This window comes from Myxacorys sp., assembly GCF_059501405.1.
Window position 1 is genome coordinate 1 of sequence record NZ_JCACCM010000190.1, and the last position, 11,290, is coordinate 11,290.

Sequence of the window (11,290 nt, forward strand, 5' to 3'; positions counted from 1 at the left end):
GCAGAAACATCGACGCTATTCTGCTTTTTCTACGGTCAATAAACTAGCCCTGCCCTCTCTATGGATTCTCATGCCTACAGACGAAACAAGCATCTAAAGCACGCGAGGTATAAGTCGGGAACAGTTCCATTCCAGGCATTCCTTAAGCAGCTGCTCAGGAGCGCGATCGCCCGCTGCCAGACTAGGAGTTTTCATTTTGCCAATGCCGTCCAAATGGCGCAGATTGGCTTGCTCGCTATGGCAGGCATCCTAAATTAAATTATGTTGTGTCGCTTTTAGATACAACACCATTGATTTCTCCGTTTTCAAAACGGATTATTCTAGTCCCTGAATCAGTTCCGCAGACTGTCTCGTTTGCAACGCGAGAGCTCTATTACCAAATAATCTGGGAATAGAGCCGTAGTCGTCATTCTTTCAATCATTTTGCGGTCGTCCGCAATCTGGCAGCAGAGCGATCGCGTCTTGAAAAGTTTGACTACGGCAATCCCCATCGTCAGGTCTATTCGGTCGGTTTGGCGTCGAGAGCCTTCCCCCGCTTCTTTTATTGTCTTGAGAGGCTAGCTTCGTCTTTTAAGTTCAGCAGGGGTTTGATCGGCTTGCAATTGGGCTTCCTTATACGCTCTGTAGCGATCGCAGTAGTCAAGCAACATTTGTAATCGTTCCGAGTAGATCGGCTTAGACATAGGCTCTCCTCCCAAGTTTCTAACGATTGCAGGCTAGTCTACAGCACCTAATGCTTGGCAGTGGTTGTCCTAGAGGCGCGATCGCGTCATCTTAGGAGCTTTTATCAGCCTTTTACTTTTATCAGCCTTTTACTTAGTGCGATTAAACAGCTTACGTTAGCTAACATTTCCTGTGTCCTACCAGAGAGAACGGTTGATATAGCAGCTGGTATATGCTGGTATATAGTGACTTCACTTCAGGGTCGTGTTCTATGGCTGCAATCAACCAACCAACGCTAGCAGAACTTGTGCGGGAAAGCCGGCACCGCCTAGAACTCTCACAAACCAAATTTGCCGCGAAGCTAGGAGTTTCATTTCAGAGCGTCAATCGCTGGGAGAACGGGCGGACAAATCCCTTGCCCATCGCGTTGAAACGGATTGAGCACTTGCTGCGGCAGATGGGCGATACTGGCAAAGACTTGCTCGTCAAATACTTTTCGGAGTGAGGACGTAAACCCGATGACTGATGGCCTCCACCGCTCTGGTCTTGCAGACAGAGATTCCCCGCCAAGTTCTCACCTAGTCACTGAAGCAGATGTCCTCATGACAGGGGTGCTGGCGAACCGCCCTGCCCGAGAGCCTGATTTTGCAGCAGAAAGCCAAGCGCTTCGCACCCTTGCTCAACACCTAATGGACGAGCCAGAGTCCATGCTGAAGACGCTAGTTCATCTAGCACTTGACCTCTGTCGAGCCGATACAGTGGGGGTTAACTTACTCGAAACCGCGCCGGATGGTACATCGTTTTTCCGGTGGGTGGCGATCGCTGGTGCGCTAGAAGCGTTGGAGCAAAGCACGACCCCAGGCAACTTCAGTCCTTGTGGCACAACCCTTGCTTGTAACCAACCCCAGCTATACAGCTATCCTGAGCGGTTTTTTACCTATTTGTATCACCCACAGTTCTCGGTCGTGGAAGGATTGCTCATTCCTTTATGCATCAACGATCGCCCTCTGGGGACGCTATGGATTGTGTCGCATCACGAGGATCGGCGTTTTGATCCCGAGGATCAGCGGCTGATGATGAGCCTGGGAGGCTTTACGGCTTCTGCCCTGCATAGTATGCAACAGATGAGCCAGACGGCGGTAACCGCGTTGCGACACGAGCAGTTTAATCAGCAGATTCTCGACAGTAGCGATGACTGCATCAAGGTGTTGGACTTAGAGGGACGACTGCTGTTCATGAGCCAGCCAGGGCAAGCGTTGTTGGGCATTGAGGATATCACACCCTTTCTCAACACGTCTTGGGCTGAGTTTTGGCAGAGAGCAGATCAGCAAGCGGCAAGCGAGGCGATCGCCAAAGCCAGAGCAGGCGAAGTTAGTATCTTTCAAGGCTATCGTCCGACGCTCAGGGGCGAACTCAAATGGTGGGATAGCAAGGTGAGTCCCATTCGAGGAGCAGAGGGGCAAGTTGAACGGCTGTTGTGCGTCTCGCGAGACATTACTGGACGCAAGCAGAGCGAAGACAAACGCCAACAGGCGGAGGAGCGCTTGCGGAAGAGTGAGGAGCGGCTATCTGCGATCTTCTCACAAGCAGCGGTGGGGCTTTCTGAGATCTCACTAGATGGATATTTTCAGCGGGTTAACGATGAGCTATGCCGGATCTTGGGGCGATCGCGGGAGGAAATATTAGCGGTAAGCATACCCAATGTCACGCATCCTGAAGACGTGCTCAAAAGCTTAGAAGCTTTTCAACAAGTGGTTGAGACGGGTAAGCCAGTCTCGTTCGATAAGCGCTACCTGCGCTCGGATGGAACAATCGTCTGGGCTAACAGCAATCTCACGCGCCTCGACGATGAGCAGGGGCACCCGCGCACCGTGCTGGCAGTCACCGTTGATCTGAGCGAGCGCAAGCAGGCTGAGGCAGCACTGGCAGCGAGCGAGGCAAAGTACCGGACGCTGTTTAGTTCGATGGACGAAGGCTATTATCTCGCCGATGTCATTTTTGACGAGAACGACCAGCCGCTTGACATCTTCTATATAGACGCGAATCCAGCGGCAACCCAATTGGTGGGGCAAGATTTCACCGGACGGTGGCTGAGCGAAATTAACCCAAATTATGAATCCTACTGGTATGAAATCTTCGGTCGCGTAGCTCGCACAGGCAACGGCGAGCGCTTAGAGCAATACGCTGAGCCGAATCAAAAATGGTATGACTTCTACGTTTTCAAAGTGGGCGGTGAGGACAGTCGCCGCATTGCCATCGTTTTCCAAGACATTACGGAGCGCAAACGCCGGGAAGCGAATGCTGCCTTCTTACTTGGCATGACTGAAGCGTTCTCACGCCTCTCGACTGCCAATGAGATTATGCAAGTCGTCGGAGCGAAGGTCGGCGAGTATTTGAAGGTCACCACCTGCAACTTCACAGATGTGGATGAAGCACGGGGCGAAGTAACGGTTCATGACGGTTGGAATAGCCCGGATGTACCGAGCACGATGGGCACATTTCGCACCACAGAGTACTTGAGTGAGGAGTTTGCGCGGGCAAGCCGTGCCGGGGAGACCTCCGTGATTTGTGACACGCAGACTGACCCGCGCACGGATGGACCCGCCTATGCTGCGCTCAATATGTATGCGTTTGTCACGGTTCCGTTTCACCGCAACGGCAGGTGGACGCATTATATTGCGGTCTGTGATTCGCGCCCGCGCGATTGGCGTGACGACGAAATTGACCTGATTCAGGACATCTCAAACTGCATCTTCCCGCGTCTTGAACGTGCCCGTGCGGAAGCAGCCCTGCGCGAATCGGAAGCAAAATATCGATCGCTGTTCGAGTCAATGGACGAAGGCTTTTGTATTCTGCAGTTAACGTTCGATGAGGAGCAAACCCCCATCGATTACCGCTTTATGGAGGTTAACCCCGCTTTCGAGCAGCAAACTGGGCTCAAGAATGCCCTCGGAAGAACTATTCGCGAGCTTGTACCAGGCATTGAGCCGTTCTGGATTGACCTTTACGGCACAATTGCCCTGACGGGGGAGCCGAAGCGCTTCATGGATTATTCCCACGTCATGGGTCGATGGTTTGACGTGAATGCTTTCCGCATTGGTGAACCGCATGAGCACAAGGTAGCGCTTCTCTTCAACGACATCACCGATCGCAAACAGGCAGAAGAGATGACGCGGCGCACCGCCGAATTGGATGCTTTCCGCCTCTCCCTCTCTGACGCACTTCGCCCGCTTGTCGACCCGATAGAGGTTCAAGCAACTGCCAGTCGGGTGCTGGGCAAATATCTCAACGCAAATCGCGTGGCATACTTCGAGGTTCGCGGCACGGATTACGTGGTTGAGCGCGATTACGTCAACGGTGCCGCTGCCCTTGCTGGTGGCTACCCCATTGATTCGTTCGGACCCAAGCTGCTTGCAGCGTACTGTGCGGGTCGCACTGTGTGTGTGCCGGATGTGTCAACCGACGCCAACCTGTCCCTGACTCAGCAATCCGCTTACGCTGCCATCCAGATTGGTGCTTATATTGGCATCCCGCTAGTTAAAGGCGGCGAGTTCGTCGCAGGTTTGGCAGTCCACACGTCCGAACCGCGAGCTTGGGCAGAGGATGAAGTGGCGCTAGCGGAAGAAGTTGCCGAGCGAACTTGGGCAGCAGTCGATCGCGCCCGCGCCGAAGCGATTGTCGCAGCAGACCTCCAAGATACGCAGCGACTCCGTGAACTGGGAGCACGGCTTGTAACTGAAGGTGACATTCAAACGCTGTACCAAGAGATTTTGTCTACGGCGATCGCGATCACCGAGGCAGATGCTGGCACGGTGCAAATCTTCGATGGAGCGACGCAGGATCTGGTGCTGCTCGCCACGCAGGGCTTTGAACAAACGATGGTCGAGCATTTCCACCGGGTGAATGCAAGTTTTAATACGTCCTGCGGTATTGCCCTTAGGACAGGGATTCGTAGCTTCGTTGATTTCGATGTGCCAGAGAGTGAAGACCCCAGCGGTGCAATGCGACTGCATGTGGAGGCTGGGTATCTCTCCGCGCAGTCCACCCCGTTGACCACCCGTGCAGGCAGACTGATCGGCATGGTTTCAACCCATTGGCATGAACACCACCGACCGAGCGAACGCGAGTTGCGGTTTCTGGATCTGCTAGCTCGCCAAGCCGCTGACCTGATTGAACAGCGGCAGACCATTGCCGAGCGGGAACAACTCCTGACCCGCGAGCAAGCCGCCCGCGTTGAAGCTGATCGCGCCAATCGGATCAAAGATGAGTTTTTGGCAGTGCTTTCCCACGAATTGCGATCGCCGCTTAATCCGATTTTGGGCTGGTCAAAACTCTTGCAGAACGGCAAGCTAGACCCTGACAAAACCCAGCAAGCATTGCAGACGATCGAACGCAATGCCAAACTGCAATCGGAATTGATTGAAGATCTGCTGGATGTTTCCCGGATTCTCCAAGGCAAGCTCAACCTGAATGCTAGGCCGCTCAATTTGGTCTCCATCATTCGAGCCGCAATGGAAACGGTCCGGCTGGCGGCAGAAGCCAAGTCAATCAAAGTAAAGACAAGCCTAGAACTGGAGATGGGTCTGGTTTTTGGAGATGCCACTCGGTTGCAGCAAGTGATTTGGAATCTGCTCTCCAATGCGGTCAAGTTCACGCCCGAAGGGGGGCAGGTGAACATCCAATTGGAGTGCACTGACTCTTACGCCCACATTACGGTCAGCGATACTGGGCAGGGAATTGCGCCTGACTTTCTGCCCTATGTGTTTGACTACTTCCGGCAAGCCAACGCGACCACGACCCGAAAGTTCGGTGGACTGGGATTAGGGCTGGCGATCGTGCGGCATTTAGTCGAACTACATGGAGGCACAGTCGGAGTCGAAAGCCTAGGGGTTGGGCTGGGTGCAACTTTTACCGTCAGACTTCCACTGATGCCCACCCAGGTGATCGCCAATCAGAACCGTCCATCGTCAGAGCTATCTTCTAATCTGAACGGTGTTCAAGTTTTGGTTGTGGATGATGAACCAGATTCACGGGAGTTTGTGGCGTTTGTGCTAGAGCAAGCGGGAGCAAGCGTGCTCACCGCAACAACTGCCGATGAAGCATTGGCCCTGCTGATGCAATCAAAGCCAACTATTTTGCTGAGTGACATTGGGATGCCAGACATGGATGGCTACATGCTGATGCAACAGGTGAGAGCGTTGCCGCCAGAGCAAGGTGGACGAGTCCGAGCGATCGCCCTCACTGCTTATGCTGGCGACTTCAACCAGCAACAAGCCCTGCAAGCTGGATTTCAACAGCATGTCTCAAAACCAATCGAACCAGAGAGATTAATTCAGGTGATTTCTAGCCTGATTAAGTCTGCTTAACGATTGCTTGAAGCGCTTCCCCTCGTTGGAGACTCCGTTTACAAATTTTGTAAATGCTATGCCATTCCTTTTTAATAACACCCAAGTCCCTATCACTCGATGGGGGCTTTTGCAGGGTACGATCGCGCCCTTTATCCTGCTTAGGGGCATAATCAAACCGCCCCTTCTGCCATCCCCTCATGAGCCAACGGCCATCGCCTCTGACTATTCGCCCTAAGAAGATTCTGCCAATTTTTCTGATTTCTCTCGCCATAGCAAGCGCTCTGGCAATAGCCTTTACAGTCTTCTATCACCCCGCCATGGTCTGGCTGCATCACGGACAATGGTTCGCTGATGTGAACTCAGAAGCCAAGGTGCAGGCAGTTCACTATGGAGCGGATTGCGATTAATTGTGGAGATGGAAAACAGCGCAATCGCGGCGTTTACAGCAACTCCTCTGCATCAGGTGGGTGTTTCCCTTAGCTGAATATCGCTAGGCTTACAGCAAATCATTGTGGAACTGCTCAGTAATGCCCTCTGGAGAGTTTAAAGAAGCCGCACTCAGCGATCAGGAAGTTACGACGTTGTGGAACACGTTCACCGGGTTAGATGCAAATGGAGCGCGAGCAAGCAGTTCTGCCAAGCGCCGCACCATCTCACTCGCTGACCTAAACCAGGTGATGCGATCCTTAGGACACACACCCACCGAAGCAGAATTACACCACTTGATGCAAGAGGTCGATCAAGACGCCTCTGGCACGATCGACTTTGAGGAATTTCGAGCCTCCATGGTGTCAAGGCACGGTGATCGTACCAGTCGGCTCAGGCTCGCCTTTAGCATGCTGGATGAAGATGGCAACGGTCAGATTAGCGCCGATGAACTGCGTCAGGTGATGCATCCGTTTGGGTTGACCGATGCCGAACTCGCCGAGATGATTCAAGAAGTGGACCGCGACGGCGATCACGCCATCAACTTCGAGGAGTTCTGTCAACTGGTGGTGCAGGAGTCATCCCACACAACGGGCTATAAAGACAGGCTCAAGTTCTCGAATCATTCCTCAGTGCCTGATGCAGAGCACCGCTCACAGACTTCTAGCACCGCTCACCCTACGCCGCTTGAACCCGGTTCCAAGACCATCACACCCCACCAGCAAGGGACGTCTCGCCTACAGATGCAGAGCGGGCTATTTCGGTTGATTCAGGGTGCGGCTTACCGTTGCTTCCGCGAAAGCTTCTGCGCTAACCATGAAACGCATTTGCGCGTCAAAAATCTACCTTACCGCATCACCGATTTTGTATCGTTTGTCGAAGGTGCGATCGCGTTATATAAAACATTAGGCATCGTCGAAGCGGCGTGTTATCCCATATTGGATGCGCTCGTAACCTCAATCACCGAGGAGTATGCCCGGCTTAAATTCCGCATCCAGCACTGGGAAAGCGTGGAAAAAACTCCAGAGATGTTAGCCACCCAGCAAGCGATGTTAGCGGCACGAGAAAAATCTGTAACGGTTCAAGAAAAGTTTACGGCGGGCGTTGAGTTTGCCATCACGCTGAAAAAAAAGCAGCTCAGCTTGGCAGACGTAGCAGACGGTGTACTAGCCATTCACGAACTCGATCGCTTGAGAAAACAGGAGGAGCAGGAAGACATCGCTCCAGTTACTTCCTCTGACGACGCTCCCAAAAGGTACTTGAGCCAGTGGAACCGAGTGATTTTGTCAGACACATCTGAGGCGATCGATGGAGCAATGATGCCCGTTGCATATTGGTACGAAGACTTTATGCCGAAGCTGCTAGCCGCGTTTAGTGTAAACACGGCGGCAGACGTCCAGTCAAACACCCAACCGGTCGAATCAGAGTTAGACCAGTGGTACGAGAGCACCAAAGCAGCCGGGGAGTTCTATCCCTTTGGAATGGATGTGGCAGAAGGATTTTTAAGCTGCACGGCAGGCCAAAAACTGATGCTTAAGCAGGCATGGCGGTTAACGCGATTGTATCTCAATGGGGTGCAAAAACGGCGTGAACGTGTGGAGTGTGGGCGCGAATCTGGCACCCTTTCGCACTACGTCGCGTTTATCGATGTCCATCTCAATCAGCGAGGTATGCAAACGGCTGAGATGCGGCTCAGCTATCCTTACTATCTCGGTCCTGGGGTGTGGCGGTTTTTTCACACCACGGCTGAAATCGTCTGCACAACCCCAATCGAGCAGCAGATCGGGATGGTTGCCCAAATCAAGGAGTTCTTCCAGACGTTTGCCGCTCTGTATCCCTGCCCCTATTGCCGTCACCATCTCAACCTGTATGTTGTGCAAAATCGAGAGGTAGAGCTGTACCCGCTGGAATATCTGATGTTGGGGCGCGATCCTCAAATCACGGACTTTGTGGTGTCGATCGAGGCTAAACTCTCCACTTTAGTAGATGGAGTATCGCTGCGCTTATTTTTTTGGAAGCTACACAACACAGTTTCTGCATCGATCTCGCGCACTGAAGCGTGGTATCGCCGCGATGAAAAGGCGTTCTACACGAGCCGCTATTATCCGAGTTTGGATGCCGAACTTGCCTACGCTCAAGCCCTCGGACAGAACTATATGACTTGCGAGCAGGTTTCTCGGCTCTACGGACTGCTTAAACTAACATCCCGGTTATCAGGACTGAGACTGGCCCTCAAAAAGCTATTAGACAGGAGAAATCATGGAGGTAGCAAAGAGATATGTCTTGTTGCTCAAACCTATATACAGGAGTTAGATGAGGCACTGCTGAGCGGGCAGTTTTTACAAGAAATGTACCGCTTTGATTCTGAGTTAGTTGATCAGGTACCACAGGTCACACTGGTAGATGAAGGGTTTGCGCGAAGTGGTGCATTTACAGAAACGGTGGGTAGCAGAACATGGGGTTCTGCTACAAGAAGTTTTGAAGGGTAGAAGAACCTTCCATATCAACCGATTGAAGCTGTGATAGCGAGCGCGTCACCGCTTGGTCGATCACAATCCCGATGAACTCTTGCCGTAATGCTGATGCAATCACAAAGGTTTTGGGGAATGAGGCATGAGCGAGCCAAAGCCGACGATCGCGGCTAGAGTCTCGCTCGAAATTAAACAGCAGGTCGCTCGCTTGGCGGAGAACACCTACATCATCGCATCGAAAATTGTTGAGGCAGCGATGGAAAAGTTTCTGGGTATCCAGACTGGGGAAGGTCCGTCATCCCAAATCAATGAACATACGGGTGGAAGCATAAACTGATGAGAGTAAGACTTCCTTTTGTTTCCCCTCGTTGGAGAATCCGTTTACAAATTTTGTAAATTCTTGCGCGTGATCGGGAATATCGCTCTTAGAGAAGCCGTCTTGTGCAGCACTCTGAAAAGCTTTACCAGGGTGCGATTGGCTTTGACAAGCTCAGAAGGATTACTTAATCTTGGCGACTGCAAGCTTTCACTTACTCGGCTCCTAGCCCACGATCAAATTTGTGTGAGGAGGGCTATAAAGAACCAAAGCCTTATATAGCCCTCCTCACACAAATGCAACAGCTAGGGTTAATAACCCCTGCTCTAAAATATTCAATTCTTAGTTTTAGGTCAGATTTAGGGCAGGCCTAAATCTTGAAGCCTAGAACTAGGGCGAACGAGGGGACTCGAACCCCCGGATGGTGGTACCACAAACCACTGCCTTAACCACTTGGCTACGCTCGCCATCACCTTAATGATCATAGCATCTTGCTAACAATTTGATCCAAAATGTAGCGAGATTTTGTTCTGTGCCTAAGATGGGAAAAACGTTAGAAATGAGACGTGTTCGGTCGTGATATGAAACCATTTCAAATCTGTTTAGGTGTGCTGGGAGTCGGACTGGCAGGTTTGGGAGCAGTGATGGCACTCCTGAATCCCGAAGAAGCCGCGTTTGAGGAATTTGCTGTGCGTAAGCTAAAAACAGACGGCTGTAAAGAGATTCCGTCGATCCTGCGGGAGCAGTGTCCGGAATTTGTGGAGACGAACAAAGCAGAGGTTAAGAAACTGATTACTCGCAATAGCGATCGCCAGAATTATTTCTTTTTCAGCATTTACAGCACTAACTTATCTGCCCGTTCTCTGTTTCCAGGTGTCCCGTTCTTTATCAAGTTGCCCTCGTTTCAGCTAGAGACGGTTGGCATGTTTGGCAAGTTTTATATCTATGATGCGGAGAAACGGGAGGCTCGGTAAGAGCCGTCGTATGCAGTTCAAGCGGGTGGCAGTTTTAAATCTTGCAGAGTTGGCACGTCTTTCAAAAATGCTCCGATCAGCAGTAATGATGTGTGAGGATTTAGAGTTCCGGTAGGGGTAATATTGTGCGATCGCTGAAACGCTTTCACAGCAAGTTTGAAGTCCTGATCCTCATACCCCAATCGTTTGAGGTAGTCCCCCGCCTGAGTATCGCTCAACAACAGCACTTCCTGCGGACGATAGATCGGCACGTATTGCTGACGCCAAATTTTGCCAAATTCTAAGCGATTGAGCAGATAGATTTTTCCACTCGATGGATCACCGATCGCGGCGCGTTCTGTATCCATGCCTAGTAAAGCAACCGCATGAGGCAATTTGCGATCGCCATCCATCAGCCAAACCGCTAGCACCCCCGGACGATTGATCAGTTGCATCTGCTCCCATGTAGGCGATAGCTCGATGCCCTCCAAACCAAAGTGCTGTGCAGCTTCGATGACTTGAGGCATGCTCGTTCCTAAGCGACTGGTTCTGGCGTATTGTGCCACACTCACTTCTGTCGCGTCTTGAATTTTCCAAAGGCGCAAGACGGTCGCCAGTGCTGACGGCGCACAGCTTGTCATGGAGGTTTGTTTAAATACTCCATTGGGCTGCAAATTGTTGGTTAATTCTCCGTAGATGGGAGACAAAATATAACTTTCAGCACTGCTGAATCCGCCAATTCCGACAATAGTGAGTGCGACAATGGTGAGGAGTTGACGACGCGCTGACTTTTGAGTGATTGCGTAGGCAATGCCGCAAAAGCCTAGAAAGCTGATCCGAATGAACGTCCAGCTTGTTTGCAGCCCGTAGACGCGCCAGTCTTGTGGAAAAAGTTGGAGTTGAGGAATATTGAGCGCAAACACAATGAGCAGAATGTAGAGTCCTAAAAATAGGAGAGAAACCGCATTTTTACCTTGAAAAATATTTTCAGCGGTAACGCCGCGATCGCCCAACGATCGCCCAATTTTTGTTCCTCCCCAAAAGCACAATCCTCCCAGCACGAGAGTGGCCAATACCTCTAACATCATGAACTTGGTTTCTGATACGTCTTCT

8 protein-coding genes and 1 tRNA gene are annotated in these 11,290 nt (G+C 51.6%); 6 read left to right on the top strand and 3 right to left on the bottom strand.

Annotation, left to right across the window (positions count from 1 at the left end; genetic code table 11):
• Positions 1–557: 557 nt before the first annotated feature.
• A complete protein-coding gene (locus tag AC5I6P_RS26490) occupies positions 558–683 on the bottom strand; it encodes a hypothetical protein (protein WP_495696771.1) in 126 nt (41 codons plus the stop codon).
• Between the two features lie 251 nt (positions 684–934).
• On the opposite strand from AC5I6P_RS26490, the gene AC5I6P_RS26495 reads away from it, so the two are divergent.
• The 5 genes from AC5I6P_RS26495 (at position 935) to AC5I6P_RS26515 (ending at position 9,245) form a co-directional block, all read left to right on the top strand.
• Positions 935–1,168 carry a helix-turn-helix domain-containing protein gene (locus tag AC5I6P_RS26495; protein WP_495696772.1) on the top strand — a complete coding sequence of 78 codons (234 nt, stop codon included), beginning with the start codon at positions 935–937 and terminating at the stop codon, positions 1,166–1,168.
• Between the two features lie 13 nt (positions 1,169–1,181).
• Positions 1,182–6,029: a PAS domain S-box protein gene (locus AC5I6P_RS26500; protein WP_495696773.1), complete on the top strand. Its 4,848-nt coding sequence runs from the start codon at positions 1,182–1,184 to the stop codon at positions 6,027–6,029.
• A gap of 179 nt (positions 6,030–6,208) precedes the next feature.
• Positions 6,209–6,418, top strand: a complete 210-nt coding sequence (locus tag AC5I6P_RS26505; RefSeq protein WP_495696774.1) for a hypothetical protein — start codon at positions 6,209–6,211, stop codon at positions 6,416–6,418.
• A gap of 120 nt (positions 6,419–6,538) precedes the next feature.
• Positions 6,539–8,926 (top strand): EF-hand domain-containing protein, encoded by a 2,388-nt coding sequence (locus AC5I6P_RS26510; protein WP_495696775.1) that lies wholly within the window; start codon positions 6,539–6,541, stop codon positions 8,924–8,926.
• A 124-nt stretch (positions 8,927–9,050) separates the two neighbouring features.
• Positions 9,051–9,245, top strand: a complete 195-nt coding sequence (locus AC5I6P_RS26515) for a hypothetical protein (RefSeq protein WP_495696776.1) — start codon at positions 9,051–9,053, stop codon at positions 9,243–9,245.
• Between the two features lie 373 nt (positions 9,246–9,618).
• Here AC5I6P_RS26515 and AC5I6P_RS26520 read toward each other — a convergent pair.
• Positions 9,619–9,691 (bottom strand) — tRNA-His (locus AC5I6P_RS26520).
• Positions 9,692–9,805: 114 nt separating this feature from the next.
• Between AC5I6P_RS26520 and AC5I6P_RS26525 the strand changes: the two genes are divergently transcribed.
• A complete protein-coding gene (locus AC5I6P_RS26525) occupies positions 9,806–10,198 on the top strand; it encodes a DUF4359 domain-containing protein (protein ID WP_495696777.1) in 393 nt (130 codons plus the stop codon).
• A gap of 17 nt (positions 10,199–10,215) precedes the next feature.
• On the opposite strand, the gene AC5I6P_RS26530 is transcribed toward AC5I6P_RS26525, so the two are convergent.
• Positions 10,216–11,265, bottom strand: coding sequence for a cysteine peptidase family C39 domain-containing protein (locus AC5I6P_RS26530; protein WP_495696778.1), 1,050 nt, complete (start codon positions 11,263–11,265; stop codon positions 10,216–10,218).
• Positions 11,266–11,290 lie beyond the last annotated feature (25 nt).